Origin of the sequence: Chelativorans sp. M5D2P16, from assembly GCF_034427935.1 — a bacterium.
In the GTDB taxonomy this organism is placed as follows: domain Bacteria; phylum Pseudomonadota; class Alphaproteobacteria; order Rhizobiales; family Rhizobiaceae; genus Chelativorans.
This window is the reverse complement of sequence record NZ_JAXQNM010000038.1, coordinates 104,864-123,646: the sequence shown is the minus strand read 5'-3', so window position 1 is coordinate 123,646 and position 18,783 is coordinate 104,864. Positions and strand designations below refer to the sequence as shown.

Sequence of the window (18,783 nt, the reverse complement as noted above, 5' to 3'; positions counted from 1 at the left end):
GCTGCACCGGGTTGGGTTCTACTCGGCGGCCCTCGGGAAGGTGGTTACGTGCTGAGTGTCCCGGTCGGCCTCTCCCTCTTTGCGCCGCCTGAAGCGCTGCAGGAAGCGGCCCAGCAGGCTGCGCCGCGCCTCACCGGCTGGCCGGGTTTCGCGCGTGAACACCATGAGCGCGGCGGGCGTGACGATCAGGGTCAAAACGGTGGCGAAGCTGAGGCCGTAGACGATCGCGCCCGACAGCGAGATCCACCACTGCGTGGACGGCGCCCCGAAAGTGACCTCGTGGTCGAAAAGCTCCAGACCGAGACCGAAGGCGATGGGCAGCACGCCGAGCACGGCCGAAATCGCCGTCAGGAGCACCGGGCGCACGCGCTCGCGGCAGGTCTGGATGATCGCATCGTACTTGTTCATCCCTTCGTCGCGCAGCCGGTCATAGGTATCGATCAGCACGATGTTGTTGTTCACCACCACGCCGGCCAGCGCGATGACGCCAATGCCGGACATGACGATGCCAAAGGGCTGATTGGTGATCAGCAGGCCGAGGAAGACGCCGATCGTCGCCATGACCACGGTCATCAGCACCAGGAAGACGCTGGTGAACTTGTTGAACTGGGCGAGGAGCACCACGAAGATGAGGAAGATCGCCGCGGCGAACGCCTTGGAGAGGAAGGAGGCCGCCTCGTCGCTCTCCTCGCTGGAGCCGGCCAGCTTCCACCGTGTGGCGCCGAAATCCATGCCTTCAAGCTCGGAGGTCACCTGCTGCTGCACCTCGGCCACCTGATAGCCGCTGGCGATATTCGCCGTGACGGTGATGGTGCGCCGCGCGTCGATGCGGTTCAGGATTCCGCTGCTGCGCTCCGGTTCGCGGGTGACGAAATTGGAGATCGGCACCGGACCTTCGGCGGTCTGCACGCGAAGCTGGTCCAGGGTGGAGAGCGTGCGCCGGTCCTCCGGCAGGCGCAGGCGGATGTCCACGGCGTCGTCGACGCCGGGCGGACGGTATTCGGAGAGCTTCAGGCCGTTGGTGACGAGTTGCACCACGGTACCGACCGAAACGGGACTGATGCCGTACTGGGCGGCCTTCGCGCGGTCAACCTGCACCGCCCAGTCGATGCCCGGCGGAGGAAGGCCGTTGGAGATGTCGATGACGCCGTCGATCCGGCGCAGCATATCGGCAACCTGCATGGCCTGCGCGTCGAGGCCGTCCGGATCGGAGGCGGAAAGCTGCACCTGGATCGGCTGTCCGGTCGGCGGGCCGGCTTCCGGCACACGCACCTCGACCTCCACACCGGGCATGTTGGCCATCTCCGCGCGCAGGTCGTCGAGAATCTCGCTCGCCGGCTTGCGCTCGCGCCAGTCGATGAACTCGTACTGGAGAATACCGACCACATCCTCGTCAATGTCCTGACCGCCGCCGCGGGTCTGTCCGATGCGGGTGTAGACCGATTCGATGCCCGGCCAGCCGATCAGCTTCTCCTCCGCCGGGCGCACCAGCCGGTCCATCTCTTCCAGCGAGAGATTGCCGCGCGCGTGCACGTACATCAGCCCGTATTCCGGCTCGACGTCGGGGAAGAACTCGACGCCGGCGCCATATTTGGAATAGGCCACCTGGACGCCGACGAGCAGCGCCACCGTCAAGAGAAGAACGGTTTTGGGATAATGGATGGCTCTCCTGACGAGGCGGACATACCACCCGTCCGGCGGCGGCTCTTCGCGCACATGCGCCTTGGCGATCAGCGCTCCCAGCGTGGGCGTGAAGATGAGCGCGTAGAGCATGGATGCCGACAGTGTGACGATCAGCGTGATCGGCAGGTATTTCATGAACTCGCCGACCACGCCGGGCCAGAAGAGCAGCGGCGAGAAGGCGGCGATGCGCGTCAGGGTCGCGGCGATCACCGGCCCGGCCATGCGCTTGGCGGCAAGCTCGAAGGCTTGCGCCCGCGGCATGCCTTCCGTCATGCGCCGTTCGGCGAACTCGGTGACGATGATGGCGTCGTCCACCAGCATGCCGACCGCCAGGATCAGGCTGAACAGCACGACCATATTGACCGTGTAGCCGGCGAGCGAGAGAAAATAGATGCCCATGAGAAAGGAGGCGGGCACCGCCAGGCCGATGAGCATCGAGGCCCGGCCGGAGAGCGTGTAGAGGACGATGATGAAGACCAGGATGACGGCGATCAGCACATGGTTCTGCAGATCGCTCAACATGTCCCGGATCATCACCGACTTGTCCTGGCTGAAGGTGACCTGAACGCCGCCGGGAAGATTGTCGACGAATTCGTGCGATGCAGCCTTCACCGCATCCACCGTCTCCACCAGGTTGGCGCCGACGCGCTTCTTCACCTCGATGGCGATGGCGCTGTGGCCGTCGAGCCGGGTGATGGTCTCGGCATCGGTGAAGGTGGAGCGCACGGTTGCCAGATCCCGCGCCCGGATTACCGCGTCGGACGTTGCCACGATCGGCAACCCGGCCACGTCTTCGACATTCTCGATGAGCGATGGGACCTTGACCGCGTAACGCCCCTCCGAGCCCTCCAGCGCGCCGGCGGCCACCAGGCTGTTGGAGCTGTTGACGGCGCTGACGAGCTGGTCGAGCTCCAGCCCGTAGGAGGACAGCTTCACCGGGTCGATGATCACCTCCACGAGCTCGTCGCGCGCACCCTGGAGAGCACCTTCGAGAACGCCGGGTATCTCCTCGATGCGGTCGCGCAGATCCTTGGCGGCATTCGACAGAACGCGTTCGGGGAGATTGCCCGACAGGGTGACGACGAGGATCGGGAACTCAGAGACGTTGACCTCGTGGACCGTCGGCTCCTCCGCCGCCGAAGGCAGGTCGCGCCGCGCGTCGGAGACGTTGGCGCGCACGTCGTCGATGGCATCGGAAAAGTCGTAGCCGGCCTGGAATTCGATCAGCACGTAGCCACCGCCTTCATAGGCGGCGGAGCGCATCTCCTTCACGCCTTCGAGGCCCTTCAGCGCCGTCTCCATGGGGCGCAGGAGCAGCCGCTCCGAATCCTCCGGCGAGATGCCCTGATAGGCGAGGCTGACATAGATCACCGGGATCGGGACGTCCGGTTCCGCCTCCTTGGGGATGCTCTGATAGGCCAGCGCACCCGCCACTACGAAAAACAGCAGGATGGAGAGCGTCAGCCGCGCGTTGCGGATGGCGATTCGGACAATATCCATCAGCCTGGGTCCCGTACGTCCTACTGGGTGGCCTTGCCCAGCACGGAGCCGGCCAGATCGTTCTCATCAGCCATCTGGACGTTCACCGTCTCGCCGTCGGTGACGAGGTCCTGACCGGCCACGATGACGCGGGTGTCGGCGGGAATGCCGGCAAGGTAGAGGGCTTGCGGCGTGTCGTCGACGATGTCGATCGGGAAGAAATCCACCTTGCCCGACCGGTCCACACCGCGCACGCCGAGTTCGCCGTCCTGGTTGAGCGTGACGACCGAGCGCGGCAGCGCGACGGTCTCCACCATCTTGCCTTCGACGGCGATCTCGGCCGTCATGCCCGCGGGAACGGTGCCGTCGGGGTTGGGGATGGCCACCTCGATGCGGAACGTCCTCGTCTGCGGAGAAGCGGCGCGGCTGATATGCCGGATCGTGCCGCGAAACGTCTCGCCGCTGACAAGCCGCACCTCGGCCTCGCCGCCTTTCCTGACCAGGCCGAGATCGCGCTCGCTGACCTCGCCGACGGCGAGTATGGGATCGAGCTTCAGAAGCGTGGCGATCTCCGCCCCCTGCTGGAGGCCGCTGCCTTCCTCGACGTCGATGCGGTCGACAACACCGGGAAAGGGCGCGAAGACCTTGGTGCGGTCGAGGTCGGCCTCCGCCACTTCCAGCGCGGACCGGGCGCTCGCAAGCGCGGACCGGGCCGCATCGAGCTGAAGCCGTGCCATGTTGCCGCTCTCGGCGAGACGTTCGGCCGCGGCTGCTTCCGCCTCGCGCTGCGCGAGCGCCTGGCGCGCCGACTCCACGGCGGCTTCCTTGCCTTCGGCCTCGAGGCGCATGATCAGGTCGCCCTTCTCGACGGCCTCGCCTTCCGAGACGGGGAACTCATCGACGATGCCGGCGGTGCGGGCGGCGAGCACGGCCCGCTTGTCGGCTTCGGTTTGGCCGGAAATGCGGATCGTGCGGGCATGCTCGAGGCGGGACGGCATGGTTGCCTGCACGGTCTTGACCTCGGCCGGACGTTCGGGCTCGGCCTCGGCGCGTGCGGCTTCCGCCTCCTGGGTCGCGCTGCCGACGGACGAGAATTCACCGGTGGCGATCCAGGCAGCTGTCGCAATGAGCACCGCCACGGCCGCGATCTTGTGGAACTTCACCTTGGGCATGTCGATTTCCAGTGTGCTAGACCGGGGCGGAACACCGCAAAACAAGAAGCATATGGCCTCGGCGGCCGAACGGTTCAATCACGTTACGGAACGAAGAAGCGATCCTACAGTCCTATAGCATCATCAGCCTGCCAAAAAATGTCCTGGAGGGCCTCTCCTGACAGGGGTCCCCTTCCGTTGGATCGATCCGCGCAAATTCCTCACGCCAAGGCGTCGCCGAGGCGCGGACACATTGACAAAATCCGTCATTTTGTCAACAACCTATTTTACTATGGCAGAAACCACCTTGAAAGAAGCTAAAGACAATCCCGAAGATGCGCGGCGGACACGTATCATCGAAGGTGCACGCAGCGTTTTCCTGGCCTATGGTTACTCACGTGCGACCATGGACGATATCGCGCGCGCGGTGGAGATTTCACGTCCCGCCATCTATCTGCTGTTCCGCAACAAGGCGGATATTTTCCGCGCCGTGACGCGGGCGATGCTGGAGCAGTCGCACCAGGCGGCGCGCGAGGCCTTGCAGGAAGACCTGCGGTTGGGCGAGCGGCTGTTCGAAGCGCTCGACCGCGGACTGTTCCGCCTCTTCCGTCTCATCGAGGAATCGCCCCATGGCGAAGAACTGGTCGACGTGAACCACAACATCGCATCCGATCTGGTCGCCGATTGGCGCACCAGCATGGTCGCCGGTTTCGCCGATGCGATCCGCGAGGAGGCGCGTTCCCGGGGCGTGCGGCTGGAGGACAACGGCCTGTCAGCCGAGGCGCTGGCGGAGATGCTGTTCGACATATTGGAGGGGCTGAAGGCGCACGGTCTTTGCGGCACGCAAGCCGCTCAGTCGGCGCGTCAGTTCATCACGCTCATCGAGCTGGCGCTGGCGCCGCGGTAAGCACATTTTCCGGAGTTCTACTATTGTGCGGTCCAGCCGCCGTCCACTGAAAGCGTAGTGCCGGTGATCTGGGCAGCGCCATCGGAGCACAGGAAGACGGTCGCCGTGGCGATCTGCTCGACCGTGGCGAATTCCCGTGTCGGCTGTCTGGCCAGCATGACCTCACGCACCACCGTGTCCCGGTCCATGCGGTGGGTTTTCATCTGGTCGGGAATCTGCGCCTCCACGAGGGGCGTGAGAACATAGCCGGGGCAGATGGCGTTGCAGGTGATGCGGTCTTCGGCCAGCTCGAGCGCCACGGTTTTGGTGAGGCCGACCATGCCGTGCTTGGCGGCGACATAGGCCGATTTGAAGGGAGATGCCCGCAGGCCGTGCGCGGAGGCGATATTGACGATGCGGCCGCTGCTGCACTGCCTCATGTGCGGGATCGCCGCGGCAGTGGTGTGGAAGGCCGAGGAAAGATTGATGCCGATAACGGCATCCCATTTCTCCGGCGGAAAGTCCTCGACCGCGGCCACGTGCTGAATCCCGGCGTTGTTGACCAGGATATCGAGCGACCCGAAGCGTCGGGCGGTCTCGTCCACCAGGCGTCGACAGGCTGCCCCATCGGCCATGTCGGCCTGGAGGTAGGCCGCTTTCACGGCGTATTCGCGGGCGATCTCCTCGGCCAGGGCGTGGTCTTCATCGCTGTCGGTGAAGGAATTCAGAACCACGTTGCAGCCATCGGCCGCCAGCCCCCGCGCAATGCCCAGCCCTATGCCCGAGGTGGAGCCGGTGATGACCGCCGTCCTTGAGTCGCGCACGCGTGCCTCCATGGTCGGTTTCCGCCGACCATATGCAAGGCGATGGTCGTTGCCAAGCGCAGGCGGTCTTTCGCCATCACCGGCGCATCATCAGCGCGGCGGCCAACCCCAGGACAACAAGGCTGGCGGCGGCGATGGTGGCCGTGGCGGTGGGATTCTCACGCGCCGATTGCTGCAGATGCCGGGCGCTGCGGCGCAGTTCCGGCAGGGCGTGTTCGGCATAGTCGCGCATCCGGTCCGCGGTCTCGGCGCCCATGTGGCGGACGTCGCCGTATCCGCGCCGGCCACTGCGCGCGACCTGCTTTCTCAAGGAAGCAACTTCGTCGCGAAGATTGGTCAGCTGATCGCGCAGATCATCTCCCATATCGTCGTGGAACCTGTGATGCATGGCAGCCATCCCAATAAACCTTTCTGTTTGCGCAAACCTAACGGCTGCAAGGCGCAGCGGGTTCCACGACGCGCAAGGCGGGCATTCGTGCTGGTTGGGGCGGGCCGGGACGCCTCCTTTTAGCGTTCCGTCAGCTTGAGCTCTATACGGCGGTTGCGGGCGCGGGCCTCGGCCGTGCCGGCGGTGTCGAGTGGCTGGTACTCGCCGAAGCCGGTGGCGACCAGGCGGCTTGCCGGCACGCCCTGGTCGATCAGGAACTTGACCACGGCGATGGCGCGGGCGGCCGACAGCTCCCAGTTGTCGCGATAGCGGCCGGTGCCGGTAAGCGGCACGTCGTCGGTGTGGCCGTCGACCCTGAGCACCCAGTTGATCTCCGGCGGAATCTCCTCCTGCAGGTCGAGAACGGCATCGGCCAGTTTCTGCATCTCCTCCTGCCCGTTGGGATTGATCTCCGTGGCGCCGGAGGCGAACAGCACTTCCGACTGGAAGACGAAGCGGTCGCCGACGATGCGTATGTTCTCGCGGTCGGAGAGGATCTCGCGCAGGCGGCCGAAGAAGTCGGAGCGATAGCGGTTCAATTCCTGCACGCGCTGGGCGAGGGCGACATTGAGACGGCGCCCGAGATCGGCGATCTTGGCGCGTGAGCGCTGGTCGCGTTGCTCCGATGCATCGAGCGCGGCCTCCAGCGCGCCGATCTGCTGCCTCAGCGCGGAGATTTGCTGGTTCAGAAGCTCCACCTGCGACAGGGCGCGCTGGCTCACCTGCCTTTCGTCCTCGATCTCGCTTGTCAGTGCGCCGATGCGTTCCTGTGCTTCCTCGCTTTGGCCGGCGCCGCTTTCCAGAAGCTGTTCAAGGCGCGAGCGCTCCGCTTCCGCTTCCGAGAGGGAGGAGCGCAGGCTGGCGATCGTGTCCTCGGCGTCCTGCGTGTTGGCCCGCTCCAGCGCCAGAAGCTGCGTCAGCTCGTTCACCTGGGCGTTGAGCCGGTCGAGCACCGCGTCGCGGCTCGTGATTTCCTGACTGAGGAAGAATTGTGCCAGCACAAAGACCGACAGCAGAAACATGATGGCGAGCAGGAGGGTCGCCAGGGCATCGACGAAGCCGGGCCAATAGTCGACACCGCGTTCGCGGCGGCGGGCGCGTGCCAGCGCCATCAGCTGTTTTCCCGTTTCTTCAGGGAGGCGGCGATTTTCTCCAACGTCTCGCGCATCGCCTTCTGGTCCGCCGCCTGGGCTTCCACCCAGTCACGCATCATCTGCTGCTCCTGGCGCATGTTCTTCACCAAGCCGGAAATGCCGTCGGCGAGCGATGCCATCGCCGCGGCAGTGCGCGGATTGCTGCCACCGGTCTCCTGGGCGGCGCGCAACTTCTCCGCCAGTTCCCGCAGTTCCTCGGACGTGCCGTTCCTGGTGCCCTCGGTCATGTCGGAACTCAGGTCGGTCACCGTGGAGAGCCAGTTCTCCAACTCGGTGTAGAAGCGGTTCTGGGCCCGCCCGGCCTGCAGGTCCAGGAAGCCGAGAACGAGCGATCCCGAAAGACCGAAAAGCGAGGAGGAAAAAGCCGTGCCCATGCCGCCGAGCGGAGCGGAAAGCCCCGCCTTCAGCGAATCGAGGATGTCGTTGGCGTTGCCCGTGCCAGGATCGAGGGACTGGATCGTGTCGCCGATCGAGCTGATGGTCTGCAAAAGCCCCCAGAAGGTGCCGAGCAGGCCGAGAAAGACGAGCAGGCCGATCAGATAGCGCGAGATGTCGCGGCTTTCATCGAGCCTGGTGGCGATCGAATCGAGAATGGAGCGCATGGAGGACGTCGACAGCGCCATGGCCGAGGAGCGGCTGAGCAGCGCCTTCATCGGCGCCAGAAGCACCGGCTCCGTCACCTCCGTGCCGGCGAGGAAGGAGTTCACCCAGCGCACTTCCCTGAAAAGCCTTATCACCTGCATGAAGGCGAGAAGGATGCCGATCGCAAGAACACCGAGGATAAGCCCGTTGAGACCGGGATTGCTCTGGAACGCCGCGGAAATCTGACGATAGAGAATGGCCGCCACAAAGCCGACGATCGCCAGGAAGATCAGCATCGAATAGAGGAAAACCTGTGGACTGGAAAGGCTTCGCGGATCGTATCTCTCTTCGGCGGTGAGATTGTCCGCCCCCAGCGACTTCAGCAAGGCCATCTGTTCCTCGAATGTGTTAGACCGTCCGGACGATCACGCCGCGGCCACCGTGACCGGTGCTTATAGCGTAAATTGCTCAAGGTGCGCAGCCAATCCCGTCTGGTGGTCCGAGCCTGAGATTGGTCGAGACTCTAAACGGAATTGTGACGAAATTGAAATAAGCGCGCGTCCGCCCGGCACAGTGCATGGCCGGGACGAACCGCTTCCGGAAGGAGAGTCCATGGCCAAGGTCCTGGTCACCGGCGCCACCGGCTTCATCGGCCGCCATCTCGTGCCAATCCTGATCCGCCGCGGCCACACGGTGAGGGAGGCGGGCCGGAACCGGCGTGAAAGCACGGCGCAATTCGTGCCCGTCGGGGCGATCGACGGTGAGACGGACTGGTCACCCGCGCTCGCCGGCATGGATGCCGTCGTGCACCTTGCCGGCGTGGCGCACCGCCCGGATGCGGCCGAAGCGGCGTATTTCACCGTCAATGACGTCGGCACCGGACGGCTCGTCGAGGCTTGCGCGGCTGCCGGGGTAAAGGCTTTCGTTTTCCTCGGCAGCATTGCCGCGCGTGAAGCGGCGGATGCCTATGGCGTTTCGAAACGGGCGGGCGAAGAGCACGTGCGCCGTTTCTGCGAGGGCGCGGACCGGGCCGGAATCGTGCTGCGGCCGCCGCTGGTCTACGGCTTCGACGCGCCGGGCAACTGGGCCAAGCTCCAGCGCCTCGCGGCGAGCGGCCTGCCGCTGCCCTTCGGCGGGGTGGACAACCGGCGCTCCCTCTGCGCGGTGGGCAATCTGTGCGATGCGATCGGCGTTGCGCTCGATGCCGCGCTTTCCGGCCGGGCCAGCGGCACCTACGACATCGCCGACCGCGAGCAGGTCTCGCTGCGCACGATCCTCAGCCGGCTGCGCGCCGGGATGGGCCGGCCGCCGCGCCTTCTGCCCTTCCCGCCGTCCATCATGCGGCTTGGCTTGCGCGTCGCCGGGCGCGGACAACTCGCCGAGACCCTGCTCGGCGATCTGACGGTCGATCCCTCAAATTTCATGCATGTCTTCGGCTGGAGGCCGCCCGAAACGACGAGCGATGCCATCGAGGCTTCGGGCCGGCAATACGCGGACCACGGCAAGAAGGGTCAGGCGGGCTTCTTCTGAAGCGCTTTGAGGAGTGCGCGGTGGATCGTTTCGTTGCCGGCGACGATCGAACTGGCCTCGAGGACGTCGTGATTGCCGCTCCTGTCGGTGACGTAGCCGCCGGCCTCGCGAATCATCAGGACGCCCGCGGCGATGTCCCACGGCGAGAGTGCGTCCTCCCAGAAGCCGTCGAAACGTCCGGCCGCGACATAGGCCAGATCGAGCGAAGCGGATCCGAGGCGGCGGATGCCCGATACCTCGCCCATAACGTTGCGCATGTCGAGGAGCGTCTGGCCGTGATTGCCGCGGCCCAGATGCGGAATGCCGGTGCCGAGAACGCTGTCCGACAGCCGCGTGCGGGCGGCGACGCGCATGCGCCGGTCGTTGAAGAAAGCGCCGGCGCCGCGCTCGGCCGTATAAAGCTCGTCCATGACCGGGTTGTAGACGACACCCGCCACGAGCTGGCCTTGCCGCTCGAGCGCGATGGAAACGGCGAAGACGGGGATGCCGTGCAGGAAGTTCGTGGTGCCGTCCAGGGGGTCGACGAGCCAGCGATGCTGGGGATCATCGCCTTCCACCACGCCGCGCTCCTCCATCAGGAACGAATAGCCCGGGCGCACCCGGGACAGCTCTGCGTACGCGATTTCCTCGGCGCGGCGGTCGGCCTGGCTGACGTAGTCGCCCGGCCCCTTGAGCGAGACCTGCAGGTTTTGCACCTCACCGAAGTCACGCGCCAGCGAGCGTCCCGCCTTCATGGCGGCCTGAACCATGACATTGATGATGGCCGAACGCGGCATGAACGATCCTATGCGTGGTTGGGATGGCGCGCGCCCTCAGTCGGCGCGGCGCACATACGTGATTTCATTGGTGTCGACGACGATCCTCTCGCCGGAGCTGATGAAGGGCGGCACCATGACGCGCACGCCGTTCTCCATAACCGCGGGCTTGTAGGAGGAGGCCGCCGTCTGGCCCTTCACCACCGGGTCGGCCTGGGCGATCTCCAGCGTCACCTGGTCCGGCAGGGAGATGCCGATCGGCTTTTCCTCGTAGAGTTCGACGGTCACGGTCATGCCGTCCTGCAGGAAGGCGGCGCGGTCGCCGACGAAGTCCTTCTGCAATTCGAGCTGCTCGTAGGTCTCCGAATCCATAAAGACCAGGGCGTCCCCCTGCTCGTAGAGATAGGTGAACTCCTTCTGCTCCAGGCGCACCTTCTCGACCGTCTCGGCGGCACGGAAGCGCTCATTGAGCTTGGTGCCGTCGATGAGATTCTTCATCTCGACCTGATTGTAGGCGCCGCCCTTGCCGGGCTTGACGTGGTTGGTCTTCACAGCCACCCAGAGACCGCCATTGTGCTCGATGACGTTTCCGGGCCGGATTTCATTGCCGTTGATCTTCATCCTGACCTGTCCTGATGTGTTCGTGCGTCGCGCAGGCGCGGGCCGGAGCTTCCAAGAACATAAAACGGGTGTGTAGGCAAGTCGCGGTGATCAGGGGAGTGGGAGAGTGGGGCGAGGCAGTCGGCCGGTGCGGCAATGGAAAAAGAGCCGACCAAAAGCAAGCGGGCTCTCGTTGTCCTGTTTTCGCTCACCGCAGCCGATTGGCCCGCTCGACGGCTTCCTTCAGCTCTTCGTCGGTGAGCCCCGCCATGAAGCCCTTCATTTCGGGATCTTCCAGACCGGCGCGGCGGGCCAGGATATACCATGCGGCGGCGAGCACAGAATCGGCTTCGACGCCGATGCCGGCTCGGTAGAGCTTGGCGACACGGTTCTGGGCGGCGATGTTGCCGCTTTCGGCCGCGCGTTTCAGCCATGCGAAGCCCTTTTTCGGATCGGCCTTTCCGCCACGCCCCTCGACCAGCCAGGTGCCGAGGTCGAGCTGGGCGGTGTCGTAGTTCTGGCGGGCCGCCTTGCGCAGCCAGCGGAGCGCTTCGGCTTCGTCCTGCTGCTTGTGGCCGACGCCGTGCGTATGGATCTGCGCCATCGCATATTGCGCGTCGGGCAGGCGCGCTGAGGCGGCGCGCTCGTACCATCTCACCGCCTCGTCGACCGAGGAGCCCGACTCCATCATCATCTGCGCAAGATTGAACTGGGCGAGCGGCTCGCCGGCTTCCGCCGCGCTGCGCATCAGCGTCAGGGCCTGTTCGGGATCTTTCTCCACGAGGCTGCCGTCGATGAGGATCAGCGCATACTGCATCTGCGCTTCCGGTATGCCCTGCTTGGCCGCCTCGGCGTACAGTTCAGCCGCCTTCTCCACGTCCTTGGCGACCCCCAGCCCACGGGCATAAATCTCCGCCATCAGGGTCTGCGCGGCGGGATCGCCGGCCTCGGCGCGCGGACGGGCGAGCTTCAGGGCGGTGAGGTAATAGCCGCGCTGAAACGCGCCGAAGGCGGCATCCTCCCGTTTACCGAAGCGCCGGGGATCGACGTTCTCCAGGGTGGGCCGTTTCAGCTCGAAGGGAGCCTCCTGCCGCTCCTCGGCGCCGCTTTCCGTCCCGTCCACCCCCTGCGCGGGGGCGGCGGACCAGGCCACGACTGCGGCCAGCGCGAATACGACGAGGCGGAAGGGCGGGAACTGCTTCGGCTTCATTTCGCCAGATCGTCCAATCTCGGTGCGTGCGTGTCGAGCCGCGCATTTGCCTCTGCGACCATTTGCGCCGGATCGGCGCCGGCGGCGAAGACGGCGTTGCCCAGGGCGACGAACTCCGCACCGGTCCGCGCGACATCGTCCACCGAGGCGATATCCGCGCCGGCGAGCACGATACAGGGAATCTCCACCAACTGCGACCACCATTCGCCCAGCGCAAGATTGCGCGGGTGCGGCTCAGGTTTGCCGTCATAGCCGAAACGGCCGAAAAAGATGTAGTCGGGCTGCGTCTCGCCGAGTTCCAGCGCGTTGTCGCGGTTCTTCGCTCCGCCGCAGCCGACCATCATCTTCGCCCGGTGCTTGCCGATCACCTCGGCAAGCTCCGCCTTCGTTCCTTCGATGTGGACACCATCGGCGCCGACACGGGCGGCGATGCGCGGCTCGCCCGCGATAATGGCGGCAACGCCGCGGGCCTGCGCCATTCGGGTCAGCCGCTCCGCATGTTCCTGGAAGGCCGCTTCGTCGGCGCCGTAGGTGGGAATGACGAGCGAAGCGACGTCTCCGCCGGCAAGCGCGCCGTCGACGCGCTCGAGCATGCCCTCGCCCGCTGGCGGGGCGATCAGCACGAGGCGGCAGCGGTTGGGTGTGCTGGTTTCACTCATGGATTTCCATTGCCCGGCTCTCCTTCTGGCCACCCATTTTGGTCTGATTGGGGCATAGCGGAGGGGCGCGCGGGCGACAAGGATCTTGGATTTTCTGACCTTTGTGGAAAGGGCACCAACCCCGCTGCCGGAGCGGCGCAAATCCCTCAAAACAGAAACTAGCCCGTAACCTTTTCCACTGTGCGGCGGTCAGTCATAGGAATGGGCGCTTTGGGGGAACGCACATCGTCCGCAAGTGAGGCGAGAAACATATAAACGTTGATCAAATCATGCTCGCCCCGAACACCATGTTGGATTTGCCAGATGTCGCCGCGGTCGACCGGCACTACTTTGGACGCGCGGCGGATCAGGCGCCACACATCGGCACCGTGCCGATATGAATATTTTTCGATAAGTTGACCTTCAATGCGGGTGTGGGATTCGCGAAGCGTACTAGGGTCTCGATTTGCCGAGTCCTTCCACCACGCCTCCTGCATGGGGCCGCGGAATTCTCCAACCAACCCTGCCACCTTCCGGCTCATATCTTCTAGTTCATCAGCGAGCGCATCCCGGTCGATTGTTACCACGCGGTCCAGAAAGGCTGACTGCTTTCGCTTGAGGAATAGACCGTAGGCAAAATTCATCCCGGCAAGGATTACAACGAGTGTCATGGCGAAAACACTGGCAATTCCCCAGTAGGGGAGATTGGATTCCAGCCAGGCCCAAGCGGTCATAATACCCGCTCCGGCGACGCCAACTGCACCAGCAATCGCGTTCCACATTCCCCACTGTTCAAGGAAAGCGCGCAGGCTTTCGACGAAGGGGATACGCTTAAAAATGCCCCGAAACATGCGAACTACCATGCCCGGAATCTTTCAGGTTGTGGAGTCCATTAACTACTCGCGAGAGTCAGCGTTCTCGTTTCTGTTTGATACCTTTGCTAATTGATGTCGAATTTTTCGCCTGCCCCTCGTCAAGCGGCGGCGCGCGGTCTATGTCGGCCGAAACGTTGATCCTTCTTGAGCATGACTCCCATTCTCGGCGATCCGCTGTTCTACATGGCCGCGATTCCGGCCGTCATTCTGGTCGGCCTGTCGAAAGGCGGGTTCGGCGGGGCCATGGCATTGCTGGGCGTTCCCTTGATCGCGCTGGTGGTGCCGCCGGTGCAGGCGGCCGCGATCCTGCTGCCGATCCTGATCGTCATGGACGTGGTTTCGCTGTGGGCCTGGCGCGGCTATTTCGACCGGCGGGTGCTCGCCATCATGCTGCCGGGCGCGCTCGTCGGCATCACCATCGGCTGGATGACGGCGGCGGTCGTGACCGACGGACATGTGCGGCTGATCGTCGGCGTCATCACGCTCCTGTTCTTCCTGCGCTGGGTGCGCCAAAAGCTCCTCACCGGCGAGCGCGCGGCACCGCAGAAGCCGGTGAAGGGATTCTTCTGGGGCGGTGTGGCCGGCTTCACCAGCTTCGTGGCGCATGCGGGCGGGCCGCCCTACCAGATCTACGCCTTGCCTCTGAAGCACGATCCTCGGGTCTATACGGGCACCAGCGTCGTCTTCTTCGCCGTCGTCAATGCCGTGAAGCTCGTTCCCTATTTCGCCCTCGGCCAGTTCGACGCCACGAACCTCACCGCCTCGCTTGTGCTTTCACCGCTCGCGCCGCTTGCGACCCTGGCGGGAGTGTGGGTCGTCAAGCGCATGAAACCGCAGGTCTTCTACCCTTTCATGTACGCCATGGTGCTGATCATTTCGCTCAAGCTCATCCATGACGGCGTGACGAACCTCTGGGGCTGGTGAGACGAACGCGCCTGTGGTTAAAATCGTCACGACGTGGAGGGAGGAAACACGTTGAGCACGAACCCCTATGAGCAGGATCTCGACCGCAATCCGGCCAACTTCCAGCCGCTGACACCGATCACGTTCCTGGAGCGGGCGGCAATGACGTTTCCGGACCATCCGGCCGTCATCCACGGCCGGTTGCGGCGCAGTTACGGCGTCTTCTGGGAGCGCGCCCGGCGGCTGGCCTCGGCGCTTGACCGGCACGGTGTCGGCAAGGGCGACACGGTCTCGGTGATGCTGCCGAACACGCCGCCCATGCTGGAGGCGCATTTCGGCGTGCCGATGACGCGGGCCGTCCTGCACTCGATCAACACGCGGCTGGACCCGGCCGTCATTGCCTTCCAGCTCGACCACGCCGACAGCAAGGTCGTCATCGTCGACCGCGAGTTCTCGGGGGTGATGAAGGAGGCGCTGGCGAAAGCCAGGGTGAACCCGCTGGTGATCGATTGCGACGATCCGGAATATCCGGCCGACGCGCCGTATCCGAAGGGGGAGTGCATCGGCAGCGAGGACTACGACGCCTTCGTCGAGGCGGGCGAGCCGGATTTCGCCTGGTCTATGCCGGATGACGAATGGGACGCGATCGCGCTCAACTACACCTCCGGCACCACCGGCAATCCCAAGGGCGTGGTCTCCCATCATCGTGGGGCAACGCTGATGGCCTATTCCAACACCATCCATGCCGGGCTTGGCCGCCATCCCGTCTATCTGTGGACGCTGCCCATGTTCCACTGCAACGGCTGGTGCTTCCCGTGGACGCTGGCCCTGCAGGCGGGCACCCATGTGTGCCTGCGCTGGGTGCGGGCGAAGGCCATGTACGATGCCATCGCCGACCATCGCGTGACACATCTGTGCGGCGCGCCGGTCGTCATGTCCACGCTGATCAATGCCGACGAATCGGACAAGCGCACCTTCCCGCAGACCGTCATCTTCAACACCGCGGCGGCGCCGCCACCCGAAGCCGTGCTGGCGGGCATGGCCGAGGCCGGTTTCGCCGTCACCCATCTCTACGGGCTGACCGAGACATACGGGCCGGCCGTGGTGAACGAGTGGAAGACGGAATGGGACGGTCTCGACGGACCGGGGCAGACCGCGCGCAAGGCACGCCAGGGCGTGCGCTACGCAGCGCTCGAGGATCTGACCGTCATGGACCCGGAGACCATGCGGCCGGTGCCTGCCGACGGCGAGACGCTCGGCGAGGTGATGTTCCGCGGCAACATCGTCATGAAGGGCTATCTCAAGAACAAGGCGGCGACGGAGAAGGTCTTCGCCGGCGGTTGGTTCCATTCCGGCGACCTCGGCGTTCTGCACCGGGACGGCTATGTCCAGCTCAAGGACCGGTCCAAGGACATCATCATTTCCGGCGGCGAGAACATTTCGTCCATCGAGGTGGAGGAGGCGCTCTACAGGCACCCGGCGATCGCCGCATGCGGCGTGGTGGCGCGCGCCGACGACAAATGGGGCGAGACCCCGGTGGCCTTCGTGGAACTGAAGCCGGGGCGGGAGGCGAGCGCGGAGGAAATCATCGCCCATTGCCGGCAGCTCCTGGCCGCCTTCAAATGTCCCCGGCACGTGATCTTCGCCGAGATCCCGAAGACCTCCACGGGCAAGATACAGAAGTTCCGGCTGCGCGAGCAGGCCAAGTCGCTCTAGGGAAAAAATCGCATCGAAAGGCGTTTTTTAATCAAAGAATCCGGTGTTCGTTAAGAGCTTGTTAAGCTTTACGTGCGTTTACTGTGCGTATCCAGTGATCTGGATTCTTACCGAGTGGCTGGAGCCATTCTGTTTGACGCCTCCCTGTTAAACTCCTGAGAGCCGCCATCCGCGGCTCTTTTTTTGTCCCCAACTGCTGTTAACCGTTCGTTAAGCGGGGGCTTGCCTTCGGGTTCCTTGAAAGGCATTTTCCATCGCGGGACGTGGACAGACATATAGCGCATCGGGGCTCCCCCGGTGCCGTTGAAACTTGGTGGGGCGTATCACGGATGATCACCGGGAGTACGGGTGCCGCGAATCCGGTCAGCTTGGCTGAAAGGCGGATCTTCACGGATTCCTTCAAGCCGCTTTACAACGATGGCATGGGGCTCGTCGAAGAGGCGGCCGAATATCTCGACGGCGAAGGCAGGGTTGCGGCCAAGACGTTGCCGCGCGTGGCGGCCGGGCTCTATGCGGCCGAGTCCATGCGGCTGACGACGCGCCTGATGCAGCTTGCCTCGTGGCTGCTCTTGCAACGGGCGGCCAATTCCGGCGAGATGACACGGGAGCAGGTCGCGGCCGAAAAGGCCAAGGTGCGGCTCGACACGGCCTCGTCGCAGGCGGATGCGCCCGGCTGGAGCGAACTTCCGGAAACCTTCCGCAGTCTGGTACGGCGGTCCCTGCGCCTGGAGGCGCTGGTGCGGCGCATGGACGAGGCGATCTACGGCGGCGCGGACACGGAGCCGCCGGTCGACGAGACCTTCGCCTTCAATCCCGTCTCCGATCAGATCACGCTCTTGCAAACGGCCTTCGGCCGGAACTGATCGCCAAACGCGGCACGGGCGGCGCTTCGCGCTGGCATTGGTGCGGACCGTAGCTATGGTGTGGCCATGGCAGAAGCGATTCGCATCATCGGCATCGACCCGGGGCTCAGGCGCACCGGCTGGGCGGTTCTCGAGGCGCTCGGCAATTCGCTGCGCTTCGTGCATGCCGGGACCGTACGCTCCAACGACAAGGCCGACCTCGCCTCGCGTCTTTGCCAGCTCCACGACGGTCTTGCCGACGTGCTGCACGCGCACATGCCGCAGGAAGCGGCAGTGGAGGCGACGTTCGTCAACAAGGACGCCGCCGCCACGCTGAAGCTCGGCCAGGCGCGCGGCATCGCCATGCTGGTGCCGGCGCGCGCGGGGCTGCGGGTGGCCGAATACGCGCCCAACGCGGTGAAGAAGGCGGTGATCGGCGTCGGCCACGGAGACAAGAAGCAGATCCACATGATGGTGAAGGTGCTTTTGCCCAGGGCGCGCTTCGACACCGACGACGCGGCGGACGCCATCGCCATCGCCATCTGCCACGCCCATCATCGGCAGTCCGCGACCGCCCGCCTCGCCCTTGAGGCGCTGAAATGATCGGCAAGCTCAAGGGCATCGTCGACGAGATCGGCGAGGATCATTGCATTATCGACGTGGGCGGGGTCGGCTATGTGGCGCACTGTTCGGCCCGCACGCTCACCGCGCTCGAAGGAGTGGGGACGGTCGTGACGCTGTTCATCGAGACCTATGTGCGTGAGGACATGATCCGCCTCTACGGGTTTCGGAGCGCGCTGGAGCGCGAATGGTTCCGGCTCCTGCAGAACAACGTCCAGGGCGTCGGCGCCAAGGTGGCGCTGTCGGTCTTGTCGACGCTTTCCCCGGCCGAACTCGCCAACGCCATCGCGCTCAAGGACGCGGCCATGGTGGCCCGCGCGCCGGGCGTGGGCCGCAAGGTGGCCGAGCGGATCGTGACGGAACTGAAGAGCAAGGCGCCCGCCTATGCCGGGGAGGCGGCGCAGACCATCGGGCTCAAGCAGGACCTCGGCGAAAACGCGGCGCCGGCGCCGGTCGCAGACGCGGTTTCGGCGCTCGCCAATCTCGGCTATTCGCGCGACATGGCCGCCAACGCGGTGGCCGCGGCGCTGAAGACGGCGGGCGAGGGGGCGGATGCCGGAACGCTGATCCGGCTGGGGCTGAAGGAGTTGGCGCGGTAAGGGGCCTGGGATCTTCCTTGTTAAGCGCGGTGTTCCTTACTATTGGATGGTAAGTGACCCGGCCGGGGACAGGAAATGGGAATCGAAGCGCCGACGATGGAATCGGCTATGAAATTGTCGACGGGAAGGTCGTGCTTGTGCCGAAAAACAGGAGTGTGCTCGATCTCGCCGGAGCCTTGTACGGTCCGGTCCGCAAGGCGGTATCGATCGAGGATGTGAACGAGTCGATTGCCGAAGCCGCAACGGAAAGATACGAGCGCCTGCGTGCTCGGCGTTGATACCAGTGTGATCGTCCGGCTTTTCACGCG

General features: G+C 64.8%; 19 protein-coding genes. 8 read left to right on the top strand and 11 right to left on the bottom strand.

Features of this window, described 5'->3' with window-relative positions; genetic code table 11:
* Positions 1-18 precede the first annotated feature (18 nt).
* Positions 19-3,183 carry an efflux RND transporter permease subunit gene (locus SIN08_RS18325; RefSeq protein WP_322453043.1) on the bottom strand — a complete coding sequence of 1,055 codons (3,165 nt, stop codon included), beginning with the start codon at positions 3,181-3,183 and terminating at the stop codon, positions 19-21.
* A 20-nt stretch (positions 3,184-3,203) separates the two neighbouring features.
* The gene (locus SIN08_RS18320; protein WP_322453042.1) at positions 3,204-4,334 is read right to left on the bottom strand and encodes an efflux RND transporter periplasmic adaptor subunit; all 1,131 of its coding nucleotides are present in this window, start codon (positions 4,332-4,334) and stop codon (positions 3,204-3,206) included.
* Positions 4,335-4,620: 286 nt separating this feature from the next.
* Between SIN08_RS18320 and SIN08_RS18315 the strand changes: the two genes are divergently transcribed.
* The gene (locus tag SIN08_RS18315; protein ID WP_322453041.1) at positions 4,621-5,220 is read left to right on the top strand and encodes a helix-turn-helix domain-containing protein; all 600 of its coding nucleotides are present in this window, start codon (positions 4,621-4,623) and stop codon (positions 5,218-5,220) included.
* A gap of 20 nt (positions 5,221-5,240) precedes the next feature.
* On the opposite strand, the gene SIN08_RS18310 is transcribed toward SIN08_RS18315, so the two are convergent.
* The 4 genes from SIN08_RS18310 to SIN08_RS18295 form a co-directional block, all read right to left on the bottom strand.
* Positions 5,241-6,035, bottom strand: coding sequence for a 3-hydroxybutyrate dehydrogenase (locus SIN08_RS18310; protein WP_322453040.1), 795 nt, complete (start codon positions 6,033-6,035; stop codon positions 5,241-5,243).
* 64 nt (positions 6,036-6,099) lie between these two features.
* Positions 6,100-6,411 carry a hypothetical protein gene (locus SIN08_RS18305; protein ID WP_322453039.1) on the bottom strand — a complete coding sequence of 104 codons (312 nt, stop codon included), beginning with the start codon at positions 6,409-6,411 and terminating at the stop codon, positions 6,100-6,102.
* Between the two features lie 119 nt (positions 6,412-6,530).
* Positions 6,531-7,562: a peptidoglycan -binding protein gene (locus SIN08_RS18300; protein ID WP_322453038.1), complete on the bottom strand. Its 1,032-nt coding sequence runs from the start codon at positions 7,560-7,562 to the stop codon at positions 6,531-6,533.
* Positions 7,562-8,578 carry a MotA/TolQ/ExbB proton channel family protein gene (locus tag SIN08_RS18295; RefSeq protein ID WP_322453037.1) on the bottom strand — a complete coding sequence of 339 codons (1,017 nt, stop codon included), beginning with the start codon at positions 8,576-8,578 and terminating at the stop codon, positions 7,562-7,564. The genes SIN08_RS18300 and SIN08_RS18295 overlap by 1 nt, the downstream gene beginning before the upstream one ends.
* Before the next feature lie 220 nt (positions 8,579-8,798).
* Here SIN08_RS18295 and SIN08_RS18290 point away from each other — a divergent pair, with 220 nt between their 5' ends.
* Positions 8,799-9,716: an NAD-dependent epimerase/dehydratase family protein gene (locus SIN08_RS18290; RefSeq protein ID WP_322453036.1), complete on the top strand. Its 918-nt coding sequence runs from the start codon at positions 8,799-8,801 to the stop codon at positions 9,714-9,716.
* Here the strand turns inward: SIN08_RS18290 and SIN08_RS18285 are convergent.
* The 5 genes from SIN08_RS18285 to SIN08_RS18265 all read right to left on the bottom strand — a co-directional run bounded on the left by SIN08_RS18285 (position 9,698) and on the right by SIN08_RS18265 (position 13,782).
* Positions 9,698-10,492, bottom strand: coding sequence for an inositol monophosphatase family protein (locus tag SIN08_RS18285; RefSeq protein ID WP_322453035.1), 795 nt, complete (start codon positions 10,490-10,492; stop codon positions 9,698-9,700). The genes SIN08_RS18290 and SIN08_RS18285 overlap by 19 nt on opposite strands.
* Positions 10,493-10,528: 36 nt before the next feature.
* Positions 10,529-11,092 (bottom strand): elongation factor P, encoded by a 564-nt coding sequence (gene efp, locus SIN08_RS18280; protein ID WP_322453034.1) that lies wholly within the window; start codon positions 11,090-11,092, stop codon positions 10,529-10,531.
* Positions 11,093-11,279: 187 nt separating this feature from the next.
* Entirely contained in the window at positions 11,280-12,281 is a 1,002-nt protein-coding gene (locus SIN08_RS18275; protein ID WP_322453033.1) for a tetratricopeptide repeat protein, read from the bottom strand.
* Positions 12,278-12,940, bottom strand: a complete 663-nt coding sequence (locus SIN08_RS18270) for a thiamine phosphate synthase (protein ID WP_322453032.1) — start codon at positions 12,938-12,940, stop codon at positions 12,278-12,280. The genes SIN08_RS18275 and SIN08_RS18270 overlap by 4 nt, the downstream gene beginning before the upstream one ends.
* Before the next feature lie 158 nt (positions 12,941-13,098).
* Positions 13,099-13,782, bottom strand: a complete 684-nt coding sequence (locus SIN08_RS18265) for a hypothetical protein (protein WP_322453031.1) — start codon at positions 13,780-13,782, stop codon at positions 13,099-13,101.
* Between the two features lie 162 nt (positions 13,783-13,944).
* Here SIN08_RS18265 and SIN08_RS18260 point away from each other — a divergent pair, with 162 nt between their 5' ends.
* The 6 genes from SIN08_RS18260 to SIN08_RS18235 all read left to right on the top strand — a co-directional run bounded on the left by SIN08_RS18260 (position 13,945) and on the right by SIN08_RS18235 (position 18,753).
* The gene (locus tag SIN08_RS18260) at positions 13,945-14,718 is read left to right on the top strand and encodes a sulfite exporter TauE/SafE family protein (protein ID WP_322453296.1); all 774 of its coding nucleotides are present in this window, start codon (positions 13,945-13,947) and stop codon (positions 14,716-14,718) included.
* Positions 14,719-14,769: 51 nt separating this feature from the next.
* Positions 14,770-16,413 (top strand): acyl-CoA synthetase, encoded by a 1,644-nt coding sequence (locus SIN08_RS18255; protein WP_322453030.1) that lies wholly within the window; start codon positions 14,770-14,772, stop codon positions 16,411-16,413.
* Positions 16,414-16,742: 329 nt separating this feature from the next.
* The gene (locus SIN08_RS18250) at positions 16,743-17,276 is read left to right on the top strand and encodes a DUF1465 family protein (protein WP_322453029.1); all 534 of its coding nucleotides are present in this window, start codon (positions 16,743-16,745) and stop codon (positions 17,274-17,276) included.
* A gap of 66 nt (positions 17,277-17,342) precedes the next feature.
* Positions 17,343-17,858: a crossover junction endodeoxyribonuclease RuvC gene (gene ruvC, locus SIN08_RS18245; protein ID WP_322453028.1), complete on the top strand. Its 516-nt coding sequence runs from the start codon at positions 17,343-17,345 to the stop codon at positions 17,856-17,858.
* Positions 17,855-18,475 carry a Holliday junction branch migration protein RuvA gene (gene ruvA / locus SIN08_RS18240; RefSeq protein ID WP_322453026.1) on the top strand — a complete coding sequence of 207 codons (621 nt, stop codon included), beginning with the start codon at positions 17,855-17,857 and terminating at the stop codon, positions 18,473-18,475. Before ruvC ends, ruvA begins: the two co-directional genes overlap by 4 nt.
* A 53-nt stretch (positions 18,476-18,528) precedes the next feature.
* The gene (locus SIN08_RS18235; RefSeq protein WP_322453025.1) at positions 18,529-18,753 is read left to right on the top strand and encodes a hypothetical protein; all 225 of its coding nucleotides are present in this window, start codon (positions 18,529-18,531) and stop codon (positions 18,751-18,753) included.
* The last annotated feature ends 30 nt before the right edge of the window (positions 18,754-18,783 follow it).